The organism is Methylobacterium indicum, assembly GCF_001043895.1.
In the GTDB taxonomy this organism is placed as follows: domain Bacteria; phylum Pseudomonadota; class Alphaproteobacteria; order Rhizobiales; family Beijerinckiaceae; genus Methylobacterium; species Methylobacterium indicum.
The window spans coordinates 1-22354 of record NZ_JTHF01000033.1 but is presented as its reverse complement, the minus strand read 5'-3'; the positions used below and the strand labels follow the sequence as shown (position 1 = coordinate 22354).

The window sequence follows — 22354 nt, the reverse complement described above, 5'->3', positions numbered from 1 at the left end:
GGTTGATCGGAGAGGGGTCGATCCGCACGATCGTCATGGTCAGGAGGCGCCGCTCGACCCGGGTCTCGACGTTCGTGCGATAGAAGATCTGCAAGGGAACTTCGACGCGCCAGTAGTAACGGCCCGAAATCTTGCCCTCTTCCGCAATGTTGGCGGGGTCGGTCGTCACGGCCGAGACGGTCTGGTAGCCCGTCACGACTTTCTGGATGATGCCGCTCTCTTGCAGTGCCGCCCGGTAGCGGTCGCGGCCCTTGGGCGTGAACGACTGCGACAGCGCGTTGTTGATGAGCGCGCGCCAGTTCGCGTAGTCGTAGCTATTCAGCTGGACGGCCGACGAGACCGCGAACTCCTTCAGGCGCGCCTGAGAGATGTTCGGCTCGGACAGCGGGATCGCCTCGCACACGGACTGCGCGTCCGAGGTCCAGATGAACTGCTTGACCGGAAACCGGATGAACGCGTTGTAGAACAGCAGCGCGTTGACCACGAGCGACAGCGTCAGGAACAGCGACAGCAGCAGGATCCACTGCCACTGATTGCGCAGCATCATCCGGCCGGCATCGACCTCTCGCGAGATGTGGTCGGCCGACTTCATGATTGCGGCCTTCCCGCGGTCGGCGGCGGGACGATCCTGACCTCGCAGCCGAACACCCCGCCGTCGGCGACGAAGGGGATCACCTCGGCCCGTTTGATCGACAGGTAGGCAAGCCACATCATCGCTATCAGCGAAGCGAAGACCGCGCCGGCGAGGAAGGACGAGGCGCGCGAATAGCCCTCGATCCGGTCGGCGAGCGCCGACGGCGACAGGCACCCGCGGGGCGAGGGCAGGCTGAACGCCCCGATGGAAGCGCGGCGGGCCATCCGTCAGCTGCCGGTCAAGACGGCGCGCACCTTGGCGTCGTCGCCCACCTCGTAGCCGACCATGATCGCGAGCCGCCCGTCGGGCCGCGGCACGAACATCGTCGGCACGCCGGGGCGCAGGGCCGGGGAGGCCGCGAAGATCGAGGCGAAGGCCTCCTTGTTCTCATCGAGCTTCTTGGCGATCTCGGCGCTGAAAGCCGCCGGATTGGCGCCCTTGGTCTCGAAGGCGGCCTTGAGCGCTGCGACCCGGTCGGTGGCCGAGAGGATGCCGGCCGCCATGCGGTTGCCGCCCTCGGGATCGCCGAGGACCACAACCGGCACCCAGCGCGCCGCGATCCGGCCATGCAGGGCGGTGAAGGCAGCGTGGCAGTACGGGCAGCGCGGATCAAAGAAGATCGTCGCGATCTGACCCTCCGGCGTGCCCGCAGGCGCGTCGACGACTGAGGCGAGCTTGGACAGAAGCTCCATGACCGGCTTGGCGGCCTTCGGATCCTCGATCGTTGCATAGCTCACGGTCCCCGCCTGCTGCGGCGCGGGTGCGGTGACGGGTGCCGGGACGTAGGTCGGGGCAACCGCAGAGGGTGTGACGGCAGGCGCTAACGCAACCTGTGGGGCAGGCGGCGCGGCAGGAACTAACGAACTGGTTGGATTGGCGGAATTAGGAGAACCGGCAGTAGGAGGAATATTTCCCGGAAGGGCTGACAAAGGTAAAATATTGCTCGGCAATGCGATCTGAAGCGCGATCGGCTGCCAATTGTTAGACGTTGCAAGATAGACACATGCAACGAAAGATCCGGCCCATGCCAAGTGTTTTACTGCGTTCTCCATACCTGAGCCGCCCCACCAGAGTCGTTGACGTTCGTGTTGGGGCTCTTATTGCGAAGAATGACACGACGTGTCAATTAAGGTCCAAGGCTACCGTAGCCAACTGGTTCAGATAGAGGAGTATGATTGCATCTCAGGCACGATCATTCGTGTTGCAACGATCGTTATATCTAGCAGTACGTAGTGGTGTGCTGCATGTTATCGAAAATTTCCCGCGTCAGGGGTTGCAGTAAGGCCCAGGCAAGCGTCCCGGCCAGATCGAAAGGCTTAAACAGACATGGCCGAGAAAAGCTTCGTTAAAAGCTGGTTAAGAAATGCAACCCTCGTGGCTGTACTCACAACCGGTATCCCGAGCCTTGTGTGCGCTGCACCCGATGACGCAACGACGCCTGAGACACAGAAGAAGAGCAGATCAAAATTCGAGTATCATGATGGGAGAGCTGAGGAGAAGCGGCCATATCGCCGGCCGAACCCTGACATTGACCCAACGAACTTGCGATACGAAGAGCTGATCGCGCGCATCAACGCGCTCGAGGAGCGGATAGAGGCACTGGAATACCAGTCCAAGATTTCAAAAAGGGTTCAGTGATGGCCGTTCCGGATCTCGGGAGTGTCCTCGTCTCTCTGACCGAGGTGTTCCCGCTCGTCGTCAACCTCGTCTTCCTGCTGATGGCCCTCCTCGGGGTCGTGTACGGGGTCACCGCTCTCTTCGGCCTCTACGCAATCGCTGCCGGCGAGCACAAGTTCACGAACCGCCCGGCGAGCATCGACGGCGCGATGGGCAAGCTCATGCTCGGTAGCGCGATGATCGTCGCGCCCGTCCTGCTTTGGAAATTCGCGAACACGTTCGTCCTAGGTGGCGACCTCACCTACAACATGTTCAATTACGGATCGACGCCGCGCTCCTCGACCTGCGAAGACATCAAGGGCGCGATTACCTACTTCTTCATGGCGCTCGGTGCGCTCGCCTGGCTGGTCGCCGGCATGCGGCTCTACAACGCCACATCGGGCCAGCACGGCGCCGGTCCCGGCTCGGCCGTGCTGTACCTCGTCGGCGGGACACTGGCGTTCTTCATCAACGACGTCGCCCAGATCGTCGGTGCCACGATCAAGATGGACGTGTCGCTCGGCAACGTCTGCTCGATGATCGGCGGGGCCTGAGACGATGCGCCCGCCCCTCCCCTCACGGCCGCTTGCGGTCGAGCAGGCCGCTCAGCTCGGCGACCACGAAGGCGCCGAGCGGCGCTCGCGTCTCGAACATCCGGCCGTGTTCGATCTGCCAGGCGCGGTAGCGCTGCACGAGCGCGCTCGCCAGCACCACGGCGCAGAGCAGCACGGCGCCGAGCAGCGTGAGCAAGGAGCGGGCGAAGACCGCCCAGGCCGCCGCCAGGACGCTGATCCCGACCGCGGCGAGGAACAGGACGAACGCCTGCCGGCGCGCCTCGCGCGCCAGGTCGCGGACATCGGCCCCCTCCAGCGCGAAGGTCCGGCCGATTTCCGGGAGGTTGAAGGTCGCCCCGCAGCTCGCGTCGTCGCACTTGCGGAGGTTCGGCGCACTACGATCCGGCAGCAGGTGGCCGCGCCGGCATACCGGGCAGGCGGCATGGGCGCCGCCGAGCACGGTCCCGGTCATCGCCGCGAAGGTGCGGTGCTCCGGCCCGACCCGGCGCGCGATCCGCGCCGAGAGAAACGATCCGATCCCCATCGATCCAGTCCATCAAGGATGTGCATTGAATGGAGTTTGTGGATCAATCGGGGTTATGACGGCAAGACAAATATCAATAAAAAATATCGGGGCTTCGACATGGACCGCTCGCGCATTCAATATCTTGTCCGATTGGCTGTTGTGCTTTTCGGCATGGCCGTTCTGTTGCCTGCCTGCGTCAGCACCGGCAGCAGCACTTCGGGCCATGTCGACGCCAAGCTGCGCGAGCACGGGGTCTGACCATGCGTCTCATGCGCTGGATCCTGTCCGCCTCGCTCGGCATCGCGGCCTTCCCGGCGACCGCCCAGGTCGCCAACACCTACTGCGCCCAGAACCCGGCGGCCTGTGCGCCTGTCGCGACCGCGGGCGCCTACGGCGTGCCTTATGGCGGCTACACCCAGCCCGCTTACAGCGGCTACACCCAGCCCGCTTACAGCGGCTATGGCGGCGGATACGCCCAGCCCGCCTACGGAGGCGGCTACGCGGCTCCCGGCTACGGCTACGGCTACGGCTACGGCTACGGCGCGGGCTACGGTGCGCCCGGGTACGGAGCTGGATACGGCGCGCCCGGCTACGGCGCGCCCGGCTATGGCGGCTACCCGCCGCCCGGATACTACGGCGCCGGCGGCGCGGCCCAGGCCAACGTCCTGAACCAGATCGCGAACGGCCCGCGGAGCCTGCCCGGGGGCGACAGCCAGCCGTTCCCGCCGAATGTCGGCGACAACCAGCCTCCGCCGGCGCCACCCCACCCGTCGAACCCTGACTTCCAGCGCTACTCGGCCGGCGTGTTCGGTGACGCCAACCGGCCGACCAAGGTGGTCCAGCGAACCGGCCGCTCGGCCGGCATCCAGGACGGCTACCTGGAGGAGTCGAGGCGCATCGCCGCCTACCTCGACACGCCGGCGATCTCCGCCCGCCTCGAGGCGCGCTACCCGTTCCCCGCCGTGATGATCGGTGGCGACATCGTGCCCCCGGTGGTCTCCGAGCTGCGCGACGTGCGCCAGACCCCGACCCGCACCCTCCTGGTCACCACGCTTGGATCGTTCGAGATCGTGCGCGACGCCCGCGTGACCGTGATCCCGCCGAACTGGCGCGACTACCTAACCGTCACCCCGCCGCCCGAGGGCCGCACGACCTGGACCCCGCCGAAGGGCGACGCCGAGAAGGCGAACTGGGAAATCGGCTACAAGGGCGGCCTCGAGGTCGGGATCGCCCAGGCCCGCGCCGCCTTCGACGACGGCTTAGGCCGCCTCGACCGGGACTTCCTCGGCATGCGCCGCTACGGCGAGCTCGCGGCGGCCGGCGCGGTCAGCCTGCCGCTCGTGAAGGTGCGCGCCACCGGCCTCAAGATCAGCCGCAACGGCCGCTCGGCCGCGGTCGACCAGCGCCTCCTCAAGATCGTCGTCACCCCGAAATTCGTGGGCGCCACCGGCCCGGCCGTGGTGACCGCGGTGGCTGCGGAGTAGGCCGATGCAGTGGAAGGGAGCCACCCGCTACCCCGAGGAGCCGATCGTCGTGCATGGCCGCGCCGAGGTCACGCGGCTCCTCATCCACTCCGTCGCGATCGGCGCCTCGGACGTGATCTTCCAGTCCGGCCGGCCGGTGCTCGCCTCCGTGCACGGCCGTCTCTGTGCGCTGACCAAGACCTGGCTCCAGCCGACCACGCTCGCGCGCATCGCCACCGAGCTGACCACCACCGAGTCGATCATGTCCAAGCTCTACTCGGGGCAGGACTTCGACCGCGCGATCACGGTGCAGGAGCAGCACGCCGGCGACCGCCATGGCGAGGCGATCGGGCACCGGTTCCGCATCAACGTCACCGCCGGCTACTACGAGGGCGACGTCGGCGTGCAGATCGTCTGCCGCCACATCCCGGCCGAACCGCCGACCGTCGCGCAGAACGGCACCGAGCCGGAGATCGTCGCCGAGTCGACCCCGGCGCAGGGCGCGGTCATCATCGCGGGCGAGACCGGCTCGGGCAAGACGACGACGCTCGCCGCCCTGACACGCCGCATCCTCGAGGAGCCGACGCCGATCTACGGCAACGTGCTGACCTACGAGGCGCCGATCGAGTTCGTGTTCGAGACCGTGCCGTCGGCGAGCTGCACCGTCATGCAGCACGAGATCGGCGTGCACCTGCCGTCCTTCGCCGCCGGGGTGCGCAACTCGCTCCGTCGCAAGCCCGCCCTCATCCTCGTGGGCGAGCTGCGCGACATGGACACGGTGCTGGCGAGCGTCGAAGCGGCCCAGACCGGCCACCCGATCTACACCACCACCCACGCCAACGACGTCGCCCACATCCTGCGGCGCCTCACGCTCAAGTTCCCGGCCGACCTCCAGGTCCAGGCCTTCCACGACGTGTTGACGTCCACCCACCTCCTGGTCTCCCAGCTCCTCGTGCCCCGGGTCGGCGGCGGGCGGGTCTGCCTGCGCGAATGGCAGGTCCTCACCGACCCGGTCCGGCGCGAGGTGGCGCGGGCCGGCATGGCCGAGGCAGTCGAGACGCTGCGCACCATCATCGCGCGCGGCGAGGACGGCCGCTCGATGAAGGTCACGGTGAAGACCGCCCTCGATGCGGGCGTGATCGACGTCGCCACCGCCCGCCGCGTCCTCGACCGCTACGGATACCGCGATGCCCGTCTCGCGGCGTAGCCTCCTCACCGGCCTGGCCGGCACCCTCGCGGCCACCCTGCCCGGACTCGACCGCGCCTACGCCGCCGCGCTCGCCGGCGCCCCTGTCGCTGTGGCGGCAGCGCCAGTGCGGCTATGGCTGCGCCGCGAGGGAACCCGCGAGGAGGTGAGCGCGATCGTCCGGACTCCGGACGGCTACAACGCGCGCGACCTCCTCCTCCTCTCCTGGCTGCTGCGCGATGTCGGCGACGCCAGCGCGGCGGTCTGGATCGACCCGCGCCTGTTCGATCTCCTGGCGGCGGTTCAGGGCGCGATGAGCGCTGTCCACGGCTCGGCCGTGCCGTTGATCGTCACCTCGGGCTACCGGACGCCCAAGCACAATGCCGGGCTCGAGGGAGCGGCCCGGGGCTCGCTCCACCTCGCTGGCCGCGCCGTCGACCTCAAGGCCTCGGGCTACGCCCCGGACGCGGTCGCGGTGGCCGGCGCGCTGTGCGGCCGCGGCGGCGTGGGGATCTACCCGACCTTCTGCCACCTCGACATCGGCGAGGCGCGGGTCTGGGGCCGGGGGCGCAAGACCCCGCCCGGCCAGCCGGCGCCCGGCACCCCGATCACCCAACCGAAGGAGCCCGCATGAGCGATGGTCACCTCCCATGGCGCTGGTCCGCCGTGCCGCTGCGGTTCTTCGGTATCCACGGCAGCATCGCGGTGTTCTTCCCGCTGCTCATCATCACGGCTCTGAGCCGCTACACGTTCATCGCGATGGGGATGTACGCGGCGTTCCTCGCCTACTGCAACCACCGCAAGATGACCCCGATGCGGTTCCTCAAATACGTTTGGGCGAAGTTTATCGAAGGTGGCAAATGGCCGGCGTTCTAGCTCGGATCCCGCAAGTGCGGTCCTCGATCCTCCTCGCCGCCGTCGCCGGCGGGCTCGCGCTGGCCGTGCCCGCGCCGGCTCACGCGCAGTCGACCGGCAATAATTGCCTAGTGCGCCAGGCCGCCGACGCGGCCGTGCAGCGCCAGATCGCGCTGATCGACGCCGCGAAGGTCAACCCGTCGTCGTTTTTCAACGGGCCGAACTCGTGCATCGCCGGCGACCTGCTCAAGCGGTTCGACCTCTCGAACCTGATCCCGGACCTGTCGGGCTTCCTCACGAGCGCGGCGACGAACCTGGTGCAGTCGGTGATCGACCAGGCCAAGCGCCAGGTGTGCCAGATCCTCGACGATCAGCTGCGCGATACGATCAGCAGCATCAATCGTCAGATGACCAGCTTCCAGAGCTCTATCACCGGTGACTTGTTCAAGCAGCTCAACGGCTCGATCACGCCGATCACGCTGCCGAGCATCACCAACATCGGTTCGTACAGCCACGTCCAGAACTCGGCGTTCGGGTCGGCGCTGAACCTGAGCCCGACGCAAACCTCGACCACGGTGGTGCAGCCGGACACGTCCCAGTCGTCCTCGACATCCACGATTGTCGTTCCGCAGTCGTCCGGGGCCACGACCGGCACCGGCTTTGAAGGGATTATGCGATGATTGCTCGTATCGTTCTGCTGTCTTCTGCCTTGTTCCTCGGTTCAGTAGCCTTAGCGGAAGCCCAGAAGCTCAATTTGCCTGTCGGTGTGTGGGGGCATGACGGCCCAAAAGGACCTGACTGCAAAAAGCCATTCTTGAAGATCGAAGAGAAGCGGATCGTCCAACGTTTCGACGAGGGCGAAGGACGTTGTACGGTCAAGAGTCTAAAACCGAGAGGTAAATACATTGCTGTAAAAACAAAATGCGATTGGGATAAGAATGTGCCTATGGAATTGCGCGAGGGCGCAGATGAGGATGATGATGATGCGTTTTCAATTAAAATAATCAGCGGAAATAAGATAATTTTTAACAATACAAACTTCGGTATTTGCTCAAATGATGCGCGGATCGTTCAATGAAGCGCGCCGCCTCGACCGTCATTGCAGTTTCATCGTTGGCGTTCTTCTGTGAACCAACGATCGCCGGCACCTGCCTGACCGTCGATATCATGAGCCCCGGCGGCCAAAGGGTCTCATCGCCATTTGGCGTAGATCGGAGTGGTCGGCCTGGTGCTTCGGCCGGATATCACCAGGGGCTGGATATTGTTAACAGCCAAGGCGCTGGAACGCCGATATATTCTGGGTCATCAGGAAGCGTAAAATATAGAAATTTCGGCAAAGGCGGGGTGATCGCCGATGTTGTGTCGGGGGATACTCGGTTTCTTTATCTTCATATGAACGTCGCCACGTTCCAAAACAGGCAGAGTCCCACGATCGCCGCGGGCGAACAGGTTGGGACGATGGGCTGCAAGGGCATGGATCACTGCGCCCCGCACCTCCATTTGGGGACGCTCCTTAAGGGGAGTGCCTTGTCGGCGAGCGGCACCAACGGACGTGTCTGGAGCGAGGGATCCCGTAAGAGTAGCAGCCCCTTGACCGCTGACGCGATCAAGTCGGCGGTGCCATCGGCATGGTACTACGTTAATCCTGAACCGTTCCTGCCGCGGCAGATACCGATCACCGCCAAGTATAAGGATATGGCGGGGGGGCCGCGTGACACGACCTTGCCGAAGACCTGCTCGCCCGGCCCCAATGAAGGAGCCGCCAGCGAGACCGTGTCCCGCTCCGACACCCAATCGCAGCAGGCCGCCATCGCCAGTGCGGCCGAGCGACCGACCGGCTCGGAGGACCATGCGGTCAAGGTCGCCAACCAGCCCAACCGCAGCCTCTACATCGAGCTGGCGCGCAACAACGCCACCGAGCTAACCGCCAACACCTTCGACTACGACGCGCAGATGGATGCCGCGCTCGCCCAGCTCGTCGCGCTCTATGCCCTCGATGCCCGACCCGTGGAGGTCCGGCCGTGACGCGCCAGCTCCTCCTCCTTCCGGCCGGCGCCGTCCTCGCCCTCGCCCTGGCGTCTCCCGCCCAGGCGCAAGGGCTGTTCCCGCAATGGGAGATCTCCCTTCAGCGGATGATTTCCGCCATGAAGGTCTCCGGTGCACAGTCGAGCGCCACCGCCCTCCAGACCACCAACGGCCACAAGGCCGCGGCCGAGGCCGCCGCCTCGACCCTGGTGAGCCAGGACAACGCCCTGCGGCTTGCCCGCATCCAGCACCAGTACGGCTACGACACAGGGACAGGCTACGCCGCCTGCTCGATTGCCCTGGGGCTCTCGGATGAACGCGACAGCGAGTCGTCGGCGACCAAGGTTCGTCAGGCCTTCCGCCAGGCCGACCAGCGCTGGCTGACCAGCGGCGGCGACGCGGCCGAGCGCATGGGCGTCACGCTTGATCAGCGCCGGACCTTCTACTGCTCGCCCTCGGAGCAGGAGACGGGCTGGTGCACCGGCGCCAAGCCTGGCGGCTTCGGCGCCGGCGACTCCGACGCCGCGCCCTGGCTGCTGAACCGCGACTACGGCGCTGAGGAGGTGATGACCGCAGCCGACTACCTCGATGTCGTCACCCCCCTGCCCACCGTGAAGCCCAACCCCACCACGGCCGAGCAGGATGCCGATCTCGTCATGGCCCGCCGGCAGGGGGCGATCATGAGCGGCGCGCGCGCCAGCCTCGTCGGCGTCATCCTCGGTGGCATGGGCGGCGATAGCCGCCAGGGAGGCAGCCCATGATCCGTCGCATTCTCCTCTCGGGCCTCGCCGTCGCGGCGATCGGCGCCGTCACTCCGGTTCAGGCTCAGACCTGCTTCGGCGTCGAGGCGCGGGTGAACGTCGCGACCTCGACCCTCACCACCGCGATCACCGGCGCGATCACCACCACCGAGGCCAGCCTGATTACCCAGGAGATCGCCGAGCGCGCCCGCCTCCTCTCGGCGGTCAAGGTCCTCACCGCCCAGAGCGCTGCCGGGTCGGACCAGGTCTCGAACGGCTTCCGGGCGTCGAGCGAGGCGCTCGCCACCACCGTCGTCACCCAGGAGCAGCGCCAGGCCGTGGCGCAGGCCACCCACCGCTACGGCTCGGTCGGCTACGATCCATGCGGTTCGAACACGAAGGCGCAGGGCCTCTACACGGCGATGACCGGGTCCCCCGCCGCCCGCCAGCAGATCGTGACGCCCGTGCGTGCCCAGCCCGGCCGCTATGCCGACCCGAAGGACTGGGTCAACGACATGACGTCCGGTGCCGCCCCCGACGGCGCCGCGCTCTACAGCGGCGACGCGCAGGGGGCGTCCAAATTCATCAACGCGGTCGTCGGTCCACCCGACAACCGACCGCAGGACACCGCCGCGACCGCCACCAGCGACCGGGATCGCCTGGAGAAGACGGGGAAGGACACCTACCGCTCGATGACCGCGGTCGTGCTCGCCGACATCGCGGCCGATTACCGGGCCGATGGCCCGATCGCGCAGGCGCGGAACCTCTCGACTCACTGGCAGGGCAACGACGGCGGCGCGGCGTGGGCGGCGGGCGTGGCCGGCCAGCACGATCGCGGCATCATCCAGGACGCCGTGCGGATGGAGGCGGCCAACCTCGCGCTGCTCGCCCACCAGATCAAGCGCGGCATGCGCACCGAGGCCACCGCCGCGGCGCTGCTGCTCGCCATGGTCAATGCCCGCCTCACGAACAGCGTGCCTGCGGTCAACCGCGGCTCCCTCACCCCCGCGAGCTTCCAGGCGCCGTGATGAAACAGGTCCTCCTCGCCGTCTCCGCCGCCGCCCTCGCGGCCTGCCTCGCCGCGCCGGCGGCGGCTCAGACCTGCTTTGTGGCCGATCCGATCTGGATCGCCGGCCACAACAGCGCGACCGCCACCCTGACCACCCGGGTGGCCACCATGGGCACCAACGTCGCGACCCAGCGCAGCCTCACCCTCGAGCTGCTGCTGTCCGCCATGAAGGTGCAGACCGCCCAGACCTCGACCAACGGCGAGCGCGAGGTCAACCTCGCCAGCAACACCCAGCAGGCCGTCGCCTCGACCTTGTCCCAGGTCTCGCAGCGCCGCGCCCTCGTCGACGCGCGCGAGCAGTACGGGATCGACACCGGCCAGGGCGTGAACGCCTGCGGCTCGATCGACCTGATGAACTCGACGAGCCGCTCGATGGGCAACGTCGCGAAGAGCGGCCGGGAGACCTACCGCAGCCTCGACGTGGCGCCGGGCAAGAACACCCCGGTCCAGGAGGCCGCCCGGAGCCGATTGCAGGATCCGACCAAGACAGATGCCGCCGTGTTCTTCGATCCCTCCGCCAGCGACGACGATCGCAAGGCCGTGATCGAGGCGATGGCCGGGCTGCCGATGCCAAAGCCCACCGCCGCCATGCCGGGCGCCGAAGCCGACGTGATGATGCTACGCGCCCGCAAGGTCGAGGCCCTGCGCTCGCCCGCACTCGTCTCGCTCAGCGCCGTGCGGGCGATGTCGTCCTCCGACGACCACCAGACCGGCACCACCGCCGGCTCGCCGCTCGCCCAGCTCGACGCGCTGATCGGCCAGTACGGCGGCGGACCGCAGTTCGAGGCGTGGTCGGCCGGGCTCGCCGGCCAGTCCGAGCACGGGCTGCTGATCGAACTCACCCGCATGCGCTCGATGTCGCTCAGCCTGCGGCAGCAGCTCATCGAGCAGCAGGCCCGCACCTCGGCGGTGTTCGGCACCATTCTGGCCACCCAGGCCGGCGGCAACCTCTAGGGATCCCCCCATGCTCCGCAGGATCGCCGCCGGTGCTGGCAGCCTCGGTCTCCTCGCTGCCGCAACGGCAGCTCAGGCGCAGACGACCGGCAAGGAGATCTTCACGCCGGTCCAGAACGACCTGGCGCTCATCAACCTGCGCAAGCTGCTCGGCTGCGTGGTCGACGGCGTGTGGACCGCCGCGACCTGCTCGGACGACCGCCCGCTCACGGTGGCGTTGGGGTATTTCAATATCGGCTGCCTGATCGTCTCGACGATCCTTGCCTGCTACCTGCTCTACTCGCTGGTCGCCGACACCGCGAACGACGGCCAGGCCTTCGGCCGCGGATCCTCCGCCAAGTACACCCTGCTGCGGGTGATGACCGGCGCGATCCTCAGCCTGCCGATCAAATCCGGCCTGTCGCTCGTCCAGATCCTGGTGGTGCAGATCGCGGTCTGGGGGTCGGGGTTCGGCGACACCCTCTGGACCCGGGTCGCAGGCACCCAGCTCACCGGAATGTACGGTACGCTGGCCCAGCCGACCCAGGCGCTCGGCGACTTCGCCCTGCGCGGCAAGCTCGCCAAGGTGCTGGAGGCCCGGCTCTACGGTCACGTCTGCGCTCAATCCTTGCAGCAATATGCCAACAACGTGTCAGGTCGCGCCAATGCTGCCTCGATCGTCTCGCGGACCGTCACCGACACTGGCAGCTTCGGATCGTGGAGCCCGCAGACGACGACGTACTACTTTGCCGACTCGAACGGGTATTTCCGCAAATCGAACAACCTGTGTGGCTCGGTCGTCTACGAGCACCAGAAGATCAATGTGAACCTTGCCGACACGACGGACGCGTCGACGACATCGCTCCTGATCTCGCTGGCCGAGCAGCAGAGCCAGCGCGCGTTCCAGGCGGCGATCGGGAGCCTTGATGGTGCTGCGAGCGGGATCGCCACCACCATCATGTCCGGCAGCCGCGACGAGGAGGCGATCCAGACCCGCATCAAGGAGGCGATCGATGCAGCCTATACCAGCGTCAGCCAGAGCCTGACCCAGGGCAACAACACTCAGCTCGACCAGACCCTGCGTACCTACCTCGACAACTCGACCTCGAACGGCTGGCTCTCGGCCGCGATGTGGCAGCGCTCGATGAGCCTCGTCCAGGCAAAGCTCCTCGCTGCGTCCGCCGGCCCAAGCGCCTCGGTGTCGGCCGTGCCCCCGGCCAGCATCGCCACCTACATGCCGTCGCTCGGCCACAGCGCCTACTGGCCGCTTGCCCAGGAGGCGCAGCGCAATGTCACCTATGTCGGGACGTTCAGCGGCTTCATCGCCGCCCAAGGCACCGGCAGCGTCGCGCGCATCGCCAGCGACGACCCAGTGGCGCAGGCTGACCCGCCGAACATCTTCGCCAGGGCGCTGTCCGCGATCTACTCGGGCGTCCTCGGGGTCATCAGCCGGCCGGAGAGCACGACGTGGCGGGACCCGATCCTCGAGGTGCAGGAGATCGGCCAGAGCATTGCCAACTTCGGTCTCGGGGCGACGGCCGCTGGTGTCGGCTCGGATTTTGTCGGTTGGGGGCTCGGGTTTGTCAAGCATCCATCGGCACAAATAGCGCAGGGGGCTGCCGAGAAAGCGTCTGGATTTTTCTACTTCCTCGCAACAATTCTTTTCGCTGCCGCTTTTATGCTGGTGGGACTCGTGCCATTCGTGGTTATTGTCCACTTCTTGATGGGCACCTTCAACTGGTTCCTCGTCGTCGCGGAGGCGATGATCGCAGTACCGATCTGGCTGCTCACCAAGTTCATGCCTGCCCGATCCGACTCCTTCGTCGGCAACAGCGGCCAGGGCTACATGTTCTTTCTCGGCATCCTGCTCCGCCCTCCCCTGATCGTTGTCGGGCTCCTCGTCTCGCTCCTGTTGATGCGGGTGGGCATAGATATCACGAACGTGTTCTTCCGCGGGGCGCTGGCGATGCTCTCGCCCGACGGCACCATCGCCTACGCCATGGTCGGGACGGCCGGCCTGTTCGTGTATGCGGTGGTCCTGTTCTCGATCGTCATGCTGTCGGCCGGCCAGATTAGTGCCCTGCCGGAGACGGTGCTGTCCTGGATCGGTGCACAGATCGAGCGACGTGCCGGTAGCACCACCGCGACGGCGGCGGCCGGCATCGTCATGCCGAATTCACCCAACCAGATCCCGGGCAGTAACGCGGCCAAGACCGCGGGCGCCCTCACCTCCGGCACCCGGGCAGGTTCACATGCGGCCGGCCGGACCATGCTGTCGATGATCCGCCGCCGGACCAAGGGTTGAGGGGAACACGGCCGATGAACGATGACTCCCCCAAAGAGGTCGCGTGGCATTTTGGGTACGCGACCGCGCTCGCCGTGTCGCTGTGCGCCGCGCCGTTCGTGCCCGAGGCGATCCTGGCCTACGCCGGGTACCGCTACCTGCGCCACTTCACCTACGGCTGGCGCAGCTGGCGCGCACCGGGGCGCGTGCCGCACCACCTCGGACACCGCGGCTACCGCGACGAGACCACATGCCGACTCGGCGATGCGACCTGGCCGATCGGCCTGGCGAAGACCGGTCAAGTCTGGCTGCGGCGCGAGGACCTGGTCCAGGGCGTGGCGATCGAAGGCGACGATCCGCAGTTCCAGGCCCAGGCGATCGGCAACCTCGTGTTCGGTGCCTGCATGAACCGGATGGGCGCCATCATCGTCGAGGGCATTGCACGGCCTGATGTCGCGGATAACGCAAACTCCGACGTTCAGGAAGATGTCGAGAAAGAGGAGATGCTAGCTCAGGGGTTCATCGAACTCGCCCGGCCTTTCGGCCGCGACAATGAGGTCTATTCGATCGATCTCGACGCTGTGCCGCGACCGCCTCTGCGGATCGCCGCCTCGACCTTGGCCGCTGCCATCGCGGACATGCGCCTAGGTTCCGAGGCCGAGACCCTGCACGGGGCGCTGATGCCGTTCATCGAAATGGTCGCTCAACGCCGCAAGAAGAACCCACTCGAACTCTACGCCGCTTTCGTCGACGCAGTCGCGCTCGAACGCTTGGTCGCGGGCAAGTACGAGTTCGACCTGCACGAGGTCAGCGCCGAGGAGATCACGTCGGCCGACGGGGTCGCTCTCAAGGCGGCGCTCGATCTGATCTGCGCGATCCCGAAGACCATTCGCGAGATCGGGCGCATAGCCCTTGCGGCTCACGCCGCCGAGATCACCGGCCTCAAGAGCGTCTCGCTCACCGAAGGGCTTGAGTTGCGCTCCGTCGTCTCAGCCCAGGGTATCGTCTGCATCCGCCCGTCCTCTCCCCTCACCACCGCATTGGTGATCGCACGGTGCGTCGAAGCGCTGATGGATGGCAAACCGGGCCACGCTGCGAACAACCTCATCCATGTGGTGTACCATGCTGAGTTGTCAGGCACGTTGGCGCGACGCTTCCGGGCCGCTGCCGTTCGGGCAGGAGCAATCGGGAGCCTCTCCCTCCCGGCAAGACCCCCCGGGCACATCCACACGGCCACCCGGAAAACCACTGCCCTTCGCATTCAGGGCAGAGACTGGAACTCCGAAGGCGCAGTTGGAACCGCGAAGGTCATCTCAACGATCAAAGGCTGTTCGTTCACACTCGACATTGAGATGCCCGCGTGATCGAGAGTCTAACCCGCAAAGGACCTAACAACGCACTATCTACGTTGAAAATACGCTCGAATCACATCCAGGACGTGATTCGGGTTGACAACCCTCGCCGTGGGACCGGAGATGCCAGTTCGCCGGCTTCTGGCCTGCGAGTCGTTACCAGGAGTTCAACGCCGCCGCAGAGCACCCCTGAAAAGCCATCGGCCCCCACTTCCTTGCCGGGAAGTGAGGGCCGAGTGACCGTTACAAGAAGGCTGTAGGAGCCGAAAAACCACCTCCTACAAGCCACAGATCGCCCCCCGGCGTCAAGCAAGAAACGCAGTTTCTTGTAACGGAGAGGCTTTGCCTGGAGGAGGGCGCCCCTATGGGGCGACCTCATGAGCTGTCGCGGCCCGACCAGAGGGATCGGGCGTATGGAAGAGAACAGAGGCCGCCTCGGTGAGGTGGCCAGGCGGATCACCGCGCCTTTCGGCGCGCGATCGCTGACGGCTGCCCAGATTGCCGCCCAGGCCGAGACCGTGGACCGGCCGGCCGGCATCGTCGCCGAGAAATGGCGCGTCCTGCACGACCTCACGGCCGCAAAGGCACGGCTCGGCCTGTCGTCCGCGACCCTCGTCGTGCTCGAGGCCCTGCTCACCTTCCTGCCCGAGGTCATGCTGGCTCCGGCGAAGGACACCCCCGACTTGGTGGTCTTCCCTTCGAACCGCAGCCTCGCAGGCCGGGCGCGAGGGCTGTCCGAGGCGGCGCTTCGCCGACACCTCTCGGCCCTCGTCGAGGCCGGCTTGGTGATCCGGCGCGACAGCCCCAACGGCAAGCGCTACGCGCGCCGGGGCGAGGGCGGGCAGGTCACTCATGCCTACGGCTTCGACCTCACCCCGCTCGCCCACCGGGCGGCCGAGTTCGCGGCCCTCGCTGATGCCGTCCGCGCCGAGGCCCTGGCCCAGAGCGTCGCCCGCGAGACGGTCAGCCTGCTCCGACGCGACTGCGCCAAGCTCCTTGATGCCCTCGACCTCGCCGACGGGGATGGAGATCCCGGAGAGCCGACCCCGGCCGAGCTGCGCGAGTGCTACAACGCCCTTGTTGGTGGCTATCCCCGCCGACCGGAGCCCGCCGAGGTGGCAGCCCTAGGCGAGGCGCTCGAAGCCCTCGCCCTCGCCCTGAGTAGGGCCCTGATTGCGCGACAAGAATCTAAAAAAACGAGCGGCAATGCCGCTCACTTCGAGCGGCATATACAGAGTTCAAAACCTGATACCCCTGTTGGTGAACGGGCAGTCGGGGATAGGAAGAAGCCGGCCGGTGCATTAGAATCGAGCGGGGAGCGTGCCGAAACCGCCCATACTGCGATCCGGTCGACCTATCCGCTTCACTCCGTCCTCGAGGTCTGCCCGCAGGTGCAGGACTACGCGCGCTTCGGAATTCGGTCGTGGAACGACCTGATGGAGGCGGCCGATCGAATTCGGCCAATGCTCGGCATCAGCCCCGCGGCCTGGACTGATGCCCAGGACGCCATGGGGCCGGAGGCCGCGGCGATCACCCTCGCGGCGATCCTGGAGCGCTCCGACAGCATCAAGAGCGCCGGTGGCTATCTGCGAACGTTGACCGAGCGAAAGCGCGATGGAAAATACTCGCTCGGCCCCGTTCTCCAGGCTCTTCGACGGGAGCGACTTAATCGCAATGTTGTGTTAGGATGAAGCATCTGGTTTGTTAGGCCATAGTATGGTTACATTCTGGATTTCGTCGGCAATCTGGTGTTATAATGTCATCAATTCTGAAAATAACACATGGAGCGTTGTGATTATGCAGGATTTAGCATTATAAATCTGTGTAGAGTTGGCTTTGTAATCTCTTTTTTCGGCAGAATGTCAGACATAGAGAGGGGCGGTCATGTTTCTTGCTTGGACTATCGGTTTGGGGATAATGGCACTGTCTGGATGGTTTTTTTATATTTTTATGATAAATCATGGTATCCCATATGAAAAATTCCTTTTTGAGAACTCCAATGAGCATGGGATTCTTGCCCCAAGAGATTGGGATGAGTACAAAAGATTTAAAAAGATAGAAATTAAAGCTCAGGTGCAGGGATCCATCATCCTTGTTCCGATTGTTATATTTTTTATTATCGGAATGGTCATATTTATATTTACAACAGTGGCTTTTATAAATCGAATGTAGGTGGCTGATCGAAGCAATGCGCTCTGGTTGTGTGACGGGATCGTTCGCCACAACGTGCTGCAACCTATCGTAGGGTGGGGTAAATCCCATCTATGACATCACCCCTTGAACTGGTTCTCACCTGGTCCAGCGGCTTCGCCTCCCTCTCGCCGGACCACCCGCCCTGCCCCGGCCTCAAAGGCACCGATTGGTCCGAGACGCACCCCCGCTGCACGGCATGGATCGAGGAGTGGGGCCTTCAGGCCGCAGAGCTTGGCTGGGATACCCTGCGTCTCTTCGGCGTCCACCCGACGGCCGGTACCCTGCGCGGCGATTTCACCGGCGCTCTCCTGCCGCTGACCAAGGATGTGACCGAGGTGAACGCGGATTACATCCGCTTTCCCGTCACCCGCTCCTGGCGCCTTCAGCCCGTCAAATCCCCCGGCGTGCCCATCTGGGACTTCGGCAAATCCCCCTGACCCGAGACACATAGCTCTCCTCCCCCGGCCGGCGACCGTCCTGCCCACCCTCCTGAGCCTTGCCCTTCCGACATCCCCCCTGCCGCCTCACGATCGGGCCGAAACCCTAGTGCGGGTGCGCGCCATCCCTCCAGGATCGACGGTCCCCCCAATTTGCTGCCGCAAATCGGCTCCCCCGTCGCACGCTGCCGCGGTCGCTCCGCGATCCTGGACCGCCGGCGCCAGAGCCCGCGCTGCATCCCCGGCCTCGATCAACGAGACGGAGGCACCATGCAGCTCACATTGTTCAAGGTGCTCCAGGCGCTTAAGTTGGACGACGACACGGCAACGAAGGTGGTCCAGGCACTCGAGGGACGCATCGCGATGAAGATCAAGGAAGCGAACGCCAGCCTCGAGGCCAAGCTCAACGCCGTGCTCTGGCTGCTCGGCACCATGACGCTGATGCTCGCGATCATCGGGATGACCCCCGTCTATCTCAAGCTCTTCGGGTAATCCCCGAGGCAGGGGAGCCATCCGCCTCCCCTGCCCTCTCGGCTCGCTAGTGCGCTCAGACGCGCAGCAGCTCGTCCCACCGCGTCGTGTAGCGGGGCGAGTGGAACTCAGCCTTTAGCTTCCAGCCCCGGCTGAGGCCCGTTCCGGCGAACCGGACCCGGTCCCGCCCGTAGCGGCGATTGATCGCGTCAATCGCCCCCATGAGCTCGACCCGCCGGCGATCGTCCGGCCGCAGGAACAGCGAGCCCTGCACGCTCCCGGCCGGCGCCAGGTCGAGTAGCAGGATCCCGGTCTTCTTGTAGCGAAACTTCGGCCGGTAGATCCCCCGCAACCCATAGAGCGCCGCCCGGATCAGCCGGCCCGTGTCCGCCGTCGCGATCGTCAGTCGGACATGTCGGGTCGCGTGGTACTGCAGCTCCTCCGGCTTGTGCCGGTTGGTCGACACCAGCACCACGACCGCCGCGGCCGCCAGCCCCTGCCGCCGCAACTTCTCGGCCGAGCGCGACACGTAGGTGGTCAGCGCCTCCGCAAGCTCGTCGAACCCCTCCACTGCCCGGCCGAAGCTGCGAGCCGAGCAGATCGTCTTCGCCTCTGGGTTGTCCCGCTCCAGATCGAGGCAGGGAATCCCCCGCAGTTCCAGCACCGTCCGCTGGACCACTACGTTGAAGCGCTGGCGGATCATCACCGGGTCGGCCGCCCGCAACTCGAGCGGCGTCGTGATCCCGAGCGCCATGAGCTTCGGCGCCAGCCGGCCCCCGATCCCCCAGATGTCGTCGAGGGCGAGCTTCGAGAGCGCGGCCGTCTGCGCCGCCTCGTCGTCGAGGAGGCACACGCCGCCTCGCGCCGGGTCCTTCTTCGCCGTCCGGTTGGCTACCTTGGCCAAGGTCTTCGTTGGCGCGATCCCGACGCAGACGGGGATCCCGGTCTGCCGGCCGACGGCTTCCCGCAGGCCTCGGGCATGCCGTTCGGGATCGGCGAAACCTGCCAGCCCCAGGAACGCCTCGTCGATCGAGTAGACCTCCAGGTCCGGCGTGAACTCGCTGAGGACCCGCATCACACGCGCGGAGATGTCCCCGTAGAGCGTGTAGTTCGAGCTGAAGACCTGCACGCCCCACGCCGCAAACTCCCGCTTTCGCAGGTGGTAGGCGTCGCCCATCTTGATCCCGAGCGCCTTCGCCTCGTTACTCCTGGCGATGACGCAGCCATCGTTGTTCGACAGCACCACTACCGGCTTGCCCGAAAGCTCGGGCTGAAACAGCCGCTCGCAGCTCGCGTAGAAATTGTTGCAGTCGACCAGGGCGACGAGGCCGGGCATGCGCGGATCCCCGCCTCTAAAACACGCGCGACGAACCGGTGACGACCCCCCACACCTGGAAATCCGCCTCCTCCGGCACGGTAATGTCGGGATAAGCCGGGTTCTCGGCCTTCAGGATCACCTCGTCGCCGCGCTTGAGGTAGGTCTTCATCGTGAAGTCGCCGTTGAGGCACGCGACCACGATGCAGCCCGACCGCGGCCGACGCGCCTTGTCGACCACCGCGATGTCGCCGGGAAACAGCCCCCGGCCGGTCATGCTCTCGCCGGCGACGCGGACCAGGAACACGGAAGGCGCCCCGATCCCGTGCAGCTCGTTGAGATCGAGCGGCCGCTCGAGGCTGTCCTCGGCCGGCGACGGGAACCCGCACGCCACGGAGGCCGTCACCAGAGGCGCGCTCGCGGAGGTCCGGACCTCACCCTTCAGGAAGGCGCCGATCCCGCTCCCGGACCCACCTCGGGCCGCCGCAGCCCGCCTAGCGGCGTCCGCGATGTCGACCGGCAGGCGCACAACCTTGGTCGGCTCCGCCGGGGGTCTCCCCGCCCCTTCCCGAGGCCCACCCCAGGACGTCCGCTTGCTCTGCCGCATCGGCCTGACCCTCCGTCTTGAAATCCGTAACGGATATCAAACGCACGGGTTGCGCCCAGGGTCGAGAGTCGTGGCGCGTCAAGCGAAAGGTTGCGTTTAGGGGTGTGAATTCAGTGGATAACACCCTGTCGGAAGCCTTCCCCGATCGGCGCTGGACTCCGGCACCCGTCCAGTGAACAGCGCCAGCGTGAGAAAGCCCTCTCGTTGGCCAACGCCCCCTGCGTCCGCACGGAAGTTGGCCGCGGCCAACTTTGGATTTCACAGCGGTCGCAGGGGTTTGGGCTGCCTGGAAACCTGCCGGCTCAAGCGCACTCGCCGTCGTCAAGTTAAAGAACTGGTAACGAATAAATCCTTGCGACGATGAACTGCCTATGGCTATATAAAACGGGTTCTGACCGATTATGCCATAAAATCCGTTTTCAAGGGGGCATTATGTCGTCGCTTGCTGCATCCCAAGTAGAAACCTCTGCCCCCTCGGACGATCGCATATCGACGCATGCTCGCCTTCTATCGACTCAGTTACAGTCGATGCGCGAGCGGTTTTTTCCTCCCGAAGCGCAGAAAGAACTCAGAAAATTTGCAATCGGCGAGGTGTCGCGGCTTCTCTCTGTGTCGGATAGTCACCTGCGTGCTCTATCGCTTGAGCATCTTGGCCCGTCGCCTGAAATACAGGCGAATGGAAGAAGGCAATACTCACTTTCGCAAATCGGTGAGCTTAGAAAGTATTTCGCCGAAGCAAGGCCAAAAGATGCAAAAACCTTCTTGCCATGGCGCGGCAGTGGCGAGCGGCTGCAAACTCTCGCGTGCGTCAACTTCAAGGGCGGTTCAGCGAAGACAACAACAACCCTGTATCTTGCTCAATGGTTGGCACTTCAGGGATACCGTGTCCTTGCGGTCGATCTCGACCCACAGGCGTCGCTCAGTGCAATGTTCGGGATCCAGCCTGAGTTTGACCTGAGCTGGGACGATACGCTCTACGGCGCTATTCGGTACGACGACAAACGCAAGCCCTTGCGTGACATCATTCGTAAAACCTATTTCCATGGCCTCGATCTCGTTCCTGGTAATCTCGAACTCATGGAGTTCGAGCACGAAACTCCCAGGATGTTGTCCAGCCCGCAACGTGCAGACGGAGGGATGTTCTTCGAGCGCGTAGGCCATGCTCTCGCTTCGGTGCAAGAGGACTACGATTTGGTCGTCATCGATTGCCCGCCGCAGCTCGGGTATCTCACCCTCGGGGCGGTATGTGCCGCGACTTCGCTCCTGATTACGATCCACCCACAGATGGTGGACGTCGCCTCGATGTCCCAGTTTCTGCTGATGGCCTCCGATCTCATGCGGGTCGTCCGCGAAGCCGGTGGCGATCTCTCCCACGATTTCATCCGCTATGTCGTGACGCGCCACGAGCCGCACGATGGGCCGCAGAGCCAGATCGTTGCTCTCCTGCGCAGCCTGTTCGCGGATGACGTTCTCGCCGCCTCCGTCTGGAAGTCCACGGCTATCGCCGATGCCGGCCTGACGAAGCAGAGCCTGTACGAACTCGATCGAAACAGCGTCGGCCGCGCGACCTACGATCGGGCTTACGAAAGCCTCGACGCCGTCCATCGTGAGATCCTCGGGCTCGTTCACAAAGCCTGGGGACGGGTCGCATGAGCCAAGCCGCTGCACCCCGGGACCTCACTTCGACGATCTCCGGCATCGGAAAGTTGGCCGCGGCCAACTCACGTTCTGACGCCACCATGGCCATGGACGGATCCGGAGTTGCCGATCCTGTCGGCGACGCCCCCTCCCGCGAAAAGTTGGCCGCGGCCAACTTTCGCTCCAGCAGCACCTCACAGCACGGACACCTCCCGGTTGAATCCGTCCACACCGCTTGGAGGCGGGCAGCATGAAACGCCGCGACGCAATCCGGGACCTATATGCCCCGAGCCCCAACCTCGGAAAGTTGGCCGCGGCCAACTCGCCTCCGGGCACTAGCTCGGATCAGCCCACCCCCGCTGCTGCAGAGCGCGTCAGCCCCTCTCCCGACCCCGAGAAGTTGGCCGCGGCCAACT

At 65.4% G+C, this 22354-nt stretch carries 26 protein-coding genes; 19 read left to right on the top strand and 7 right to left on the bottom strand.

The genetic code is table 11. From position 1 onward, the window contains the following. The 3 genes from QR78_RS04445 to QR78_RS35825 all read right to left on the bottom strand — a co-directional run. A partial coding sequence (locus QR78_RS04445) for a DotI/IcmL family type IV secretion protein (RefSeq protein ID WP_048426298.1) occupies nt 1-592 on the bottom strand: 592 nt, incomplete at its 3' end. Beyond that, nucleotides 589-858 (bottom strand): hypothetical protein, encoded by a 270-nt coding sequence (locus QR78_RS04440; RefSeq protein ID WP_048426297.1) that lies wholly within the window; start codon nt 856-858, stop codon nt 589-591. The genes QR78_RS04440 and QR78_RS04445, both read right to left, overlap by 4 nt. 3 nt (nt 859-861) lie before the next feature. Continuing rightward, nucleotides 862-1371 carry a thioredoxin domain-containing protein gene (locus QR78_RS35825; protein WP_244276249.1) on the bottom strand — a complete coding sequence of 170 codons (510 nt, stop codon included), beginning with the start codon at nt 1369-1371 and terminating at the stop codon, nt 862-864. A 589-nt stretch (nt 1372-1960) separates the two neighbouring features. Between QR78_RS35825 and QR78_RS33835 the strand changes: the two genes are divergently transcribed. Further along, nucleotides 1961-2272 (top strand): hypothetical protein, encoded by a 312-nt coding sequence (locus QR78_RS33835; protein ID WP_125900864.1) that lies wholly within the window; start codon nt 1961-1963, stop codon nt 2270-2272. After that, nucleotides 2272-2844 (top strand): hypothetical protein, encoded by a 573-nt coding sequence (locus QR78_RS04430; protein ID WP_048426295.1) that lies wholly within the window; start codon nt 2272-2274, stop codon nt 2842-2844. Before QR78_RS33835 ends, QR78_RS04430 begins: the two co-directional genes overlap by 1 nt. A gap of 22 nt (nt 2845-2866) precedes the next feature. Here QR78_RS04430 and QR78_RS04425 read toward each other — a convergent pair whose 3' ends face one another. Together QR78_RS04425 and QR78_RS33830 are read right to left on the bottom strand one after the other, a co-directional pair. Next, complete coding sequence (locus QR78_RS04425) at nt 2867-3388, bottom strand: hypothetical protein (RefSeq protein WP_048426294.1); 522 nt, start codon at nt 3386-3388, stop codon at nt 2867-2869. Between the two features lie 12 nt (nt 3389-3400). Next, nucleotides 3401-3619 (bottom strand): hypothetical protein, encoded by a 219-nt coding sequence (locus QR78_RS33830; RefSeq protein WP_125940031.1) that lies wholly within the window; start codon nt 3617-3619, stop codon nt 3401-3403. Between the two features lie 11 nt (nt 3620-3630). Here QR78_RS33830 and QR78_RS04420 point away from each other — a divergent pair, with 11 nt between their 5' ends. The 16 genes from QR78_RS04420 (at nt 3631) to QR78_RS04355 (ending at nt 18399) form a co-directional block, all read left to right on the top strand. Beyond that, the gene (locus QR78_RS04420; protein WP_048426293.1) at nt 3631-4854 is read left to right on the top strand and encodes a type IV secretory system conjugative DNA transfer family protein; all 1224 of its coding nucleotides are present in this window, start codon (nt 3631-3633) and stop codon (nt 4852-4854) included. Nucleotides 4855-4858: 4 nt separating this feature from the next. Further along, complete coding sequence (locus tag QR78_RS04415; protein WP_048426292.1) at nt 4859-6040, top strand: type IV pilus twitching motility protein PilT; 1182 nt, start codon at nt 4859-4861, stop codon at nt 6038-6040. Further along, the gene (locus QR78_RS04410) at nt 6021-6653 is read left to right on the top strand and encodes a YcbK family protein (protein ID WP_048426291.1); all 633 of its coding nucleotides are present in this window, start codon (nt 6021-6023) and stop codon (nt 6651-6653) included. The genes QR78_RS04415 and QR78_RS04410 overlap by 20 nt, the downstream gene beginning before the upstream one ends. Next, nucleotides 6650-6895, top strand: coding sequence for a hypothetical protein (locus QR78_RS04405; RefSeq protein WP_048426290.1), 246 nt, complete (start codon nt 6650-6652; stop codon nt 6893-6895). The genes QR78_RS04410 and QR78_RS04405 overlap by 4 nt, the downstream gene beginning before the upstream one ends. 14 nt (nt 6896-6909) lie before the next feature. Further along, nucleotides 6910-7554 (top strand): hypothetical protein, encoded by a 645-nt coding sequence (locus tag QR78_RS04400; protein WP_244276251.1) that lies wholly within the window; start codon nt 6910-6912, stop codon nt 7552-7554. Then, nucleotides 7551-7952: a hypothetical protein gene (locus QR78_RS33825; protein ID WP_125900866.1), complete on the top strand. Its 402-nt coding sequence runs from the start codon at nt 7551-7553 to the stop codon at nt 7950-7952. The genes QR78_RS04400 and QR78_RS33825 overlap by 4 nt, the downstream gene beginning before the upstream one ends. Next, nucleotides 7949-8899: a M23 family metallopeptidase gene (locus QR78_RS32365; RefSeq protein WP_082171541.1), complete on the top strand. Its 951-nt coding sequence runs from the start codon at nt 7949-7951 to the stop codon at nt 8897-8899. The genes QR78_RS33825 and QR78_RS32365 overlap by 4 nt, the downstream gene beginning before the upstream one ends. Beyond that, nucleotides 8896-9660 (top strand): hypothetical protein, encoded by a 765-nt coding sequence (locus tag QR78_RS04390; RefSeq protein WP_048426287.1) that lies wholly within the window; start codon nt 8896-8898, stop codon nt 9658-9660. Before QR78_RS32365 ends, QR78_RS04390 begins: the two co-directional genes overlap by 4 nt. Beyond that, a complete protein-coding gene (locus tag QR78_RS04385; RefSeq protein WP_048426286.1) occupies nt 9657-10667 on the top strand; it encodes a hypothetical protein in 1011 nt (336 codons plus the stop codon). The genes QR78_RS04390 and QR78_RS04385 overlap by 4 nt, the downstream gene beginning before the upstream one ends. Continuing rightward, nucleotides 10667-11662, top strand: a complete 996-nt coding sequence (locus QR78_RS04380) for a hypothetical protein (protein WP_048426285.1) — start codon at nt 10667-10669, stop codon at nt 11660-11662. The genes QR78_RS04385 and QR78_RS04380 overlap by 1 nt, the downstream gene beginning before the upstream one ends. Nucleotides 11663-11672: 10 nt before the next feature. Continuing rightward, complete coding sequence (locus QR78_RS04375; RefSeq protein WP_048426284.1) at nt 11673-13946, top strand: DotA/TraY family protein; 2274 nt, start codon at nt 11673-11675, stop codon at nt 13944-13946. Between the two features lie 14 nt (nt 13947-13960). Then, nucleotides 13961-15289, top strand: a complete 1329-nt coding sequence (locus QR78_RS04370) for a hypothetical protein (protein ID WP_048426283.1) — start codon at nt 13961-13963, stop codon at nt 15287-15289. A 401-nt stretch (nt 15290-15690) separates the two neighbouring features. Next, a complete protein-coding gene (gene repC / locus QR78_RS04365) occupies nt 15691-16968 on the top strand; it encodes a plasmid replication protein RepC (RefSeq protein WP_048426282.1) in 1278 nt (425 codons plus the stop codon). A 193-nt stretch (nt 16969-17161) separates the two neighbouring features. Continuing rightward, the gene (locus tag QR78_RS33820; protein ID WP_125900868.1) at nt 17162-17449 is read left to right on the top strand and encodes a hypothetical protein; all 288 of its coding nucleotides are present in this window, start codon (nt 17162-17164) and stop codon (nt 17447-17449) included. A 92-nt stretch (nt 17450-17541) separates the two neighbouring features. Then, nucleotides 17542-17907 (top strand): hypothetical protein, encoded by a 366-nt coding sequence (locus tag QR78_RS04360; protein WP_048426281.1) that lies wholly within the window; start codon nt 17542-17544, stop codon nt 17905-17907. Nucleotides 17908-18177: 270 nt separating this feature from the next. Beyond that, nucleotides 18178-18399, top strand: coding sequence for a hypothetical protein (locus tag QR78_RS04355; RefSeq protein ID WP_048426280.1), 222 nt, complete (start codon nt 18178-18180; stop codon nt 18397-18399). Between the two features lie 55 nt (nt 18400-18454). On the opposite strand, the gene QR78_RS04350 is transcribed toward QR78_RS04355, so the two are convergent. Beyond that, nucleotides 18455-19714: a Y-family DNA polymerase gene (locus tag QR78_RS04350; protein WP_048426279.1), complete on the bottom strand. Its 1260-nt coding sequence runs from the start codon at nt 19712-19714 to the stop codon at nt 18455-18457. Between the two features lie 16 nt (nt 19715-19730). Next, the gene (locus QR78_RS35705; protein WP_202972666.1) at nt 19731-20099 is read right to left on the bottom strand and encodes a LexA family protein; all 369 of its coding nucleotides are present in this window, start codon (nt 20097-20099) and stop codon (nt 19731-19733) included. Between the two features lie 633 nt (nt 20100-20732). On the opposite strand from QR78_RS35705, the gene repA reads away from it, so the two are divergent. Beyond that, nucleotides 20733-21953: a plasmid partitioning protein RepA gene (gene repA, locus QR78_RS04340; RefSeq protein WP_048426278.1), complete on the top strand. Its 1221-nt coding sequence runs from the start codon at nt 20733-20735 to the stop codon at nt 21951-21953. Nucleotides 21954-22354: the final 401 nt, after the last annotated feature.

Excerpts from the sequence above, each read along its gene's own strand:
- QR78_RS04385 (WP_048426286.1), top strand. The coding sequence starts at position 9,657 with ATGATCCGTCGCATTCTCCTCTCGGGCCTCGCCGTCGCGGCGATCGGC.
- QR78_RS04370 (WP_048426283.1), top strand. The coding sequence starts at position 13,961 with ATGAACGATGACTCCCCCAAAGAGGTCGCGTGGCATTTTGGGTACGCG.
- repA (WP_048426278.1), top strand. The coding sequence starts at position 20,733 with ATGTCGTCGCTTGCTGCATCCCAAGTAGAAACCTCTGCCCCCTCGGAC.
- QR78_RS04430 (WP_048426295.1), top strand. The coding sequence starts at position 2,272 with ATGGCCGTTCCGGATCTCGGGAGTGTCCTCGTCTCTCTGACCGAGGTG.
- QR78_RS04425 (WP_048426294.1), bottom strand. The coding sequence starts at position 3,388 with ATGGGGATCGGATCGTTTCTCTCGGCGCGGATCGCGCGCCGGGTCGGG.
- QR78_RS04360 (WP_048426281.1), top strand. The coding sequence starts at position 17,542 with ATGACATCACCCCTTGAACTGGTTCTCACCTGGTCCAGCGGCTTCGCC.
- QR78_RS04380 (WP_048426285.1), top strand. The coding sequence starts at position 10,667 with ATGAAACAGGTCCTCCTCGCCGTCTCCGCCGCCGCCCTCGCGGCCTGC.
- QR78_RS04440 (WP_048426297.1), bottom strand. The coding sequence starts at position 858 with ATGGCCCGCCGCGCTTCCATCGGGGCGTTCAGCCTGCCCTCGCCCCGC.
- QR78_RS04415 (WP_048426292.1), top strand. The coding sequence starts at position 4,859 with ATGCAGTGGAAGGGAGCCACCCGCTACCCCGAGGAGCCGATCGTCGTG.
- QR78_RS04350 (WP_048426279.1), bottom strand. The coding sequence starts at position 19,714 with ATGCCCGGCCTCGTCGCCCTGGTCGACTGCAACAATTTCTACGCGAGC.
- QR78_RS33825 (WP_125900866.1), top strand. The coding sequence starts at position 7,551 with ATGATTGCTCGTATCGTTCTGCTGTCTTCTGCCTTGTTCCTCGGTTCA.
- QR78_RS04410 (WP_048426291.1), top strand. The coding sequence starts at position 6,021 with ATGCCCGTCTCGCGGCGTAGCCTCCTCACCGGCCTGGCCGGCACCCTC.
- QR78_RS04375 (WP_048426284.1), top strand. The coding sequence starts at position 11,673 with ATGCTCCGCAGGATCGCCGCCGGTGCTGGCAGCCTCGGTCTCCTCGCT.
- QR78_RS04355 (WP_048426280.1), top strand. The coding sequence starts at position 18,178 with ATGCAGCTCACATTGTTCAAGGTGCTCCAGGCGCTTAAGTTGGACGAC.
- QR78_RS33835 (WP_125900864.1), top strand. The coding sequence starts at position 1,961 with ATGGCCGAGAAAAGCTTCGTTAAAAGCTGGTTAAGAAATGCAACCCTC.
- repC (WP_048426282.1), top strand. The coding sequence starts at position 15,691 with ATGGAAGAGAACAGAGGCCGCCTCGGTGAGGTGGCCAGGCGGATCACC.
- QR78_RS04420 (WP_048426293.1), top strand. The coding sequence starts at position 3,631 with ATGCGTCTCATGCGCTGGATCCTGTCCGCCTCGCTCGGCATCGCGGCC.
- QR78_RS04405 (WP_048426290.1), top strand. The coding sequence starts at position 6,650 with ATGAGCGATGGTCACCTCCCATGGCGCTGGTCCGCCGTGCCGCTGCGG.
- QR78_RS33820 (WP_125900868.1), top strand. The coding sequence starts at position 17,162 with ATGTTTCTTGCTTGGACTATCGGTTTGGGGATAATGGCACTGTCTGGA.
- QR78_RS32365 (WP_082171541.1), top strand. The coding sequence starts at position 7,949 with ATGAAGCGCGCCGCCTCGACCGTCATTGCAGTTTCATCGTTGGCGTTC.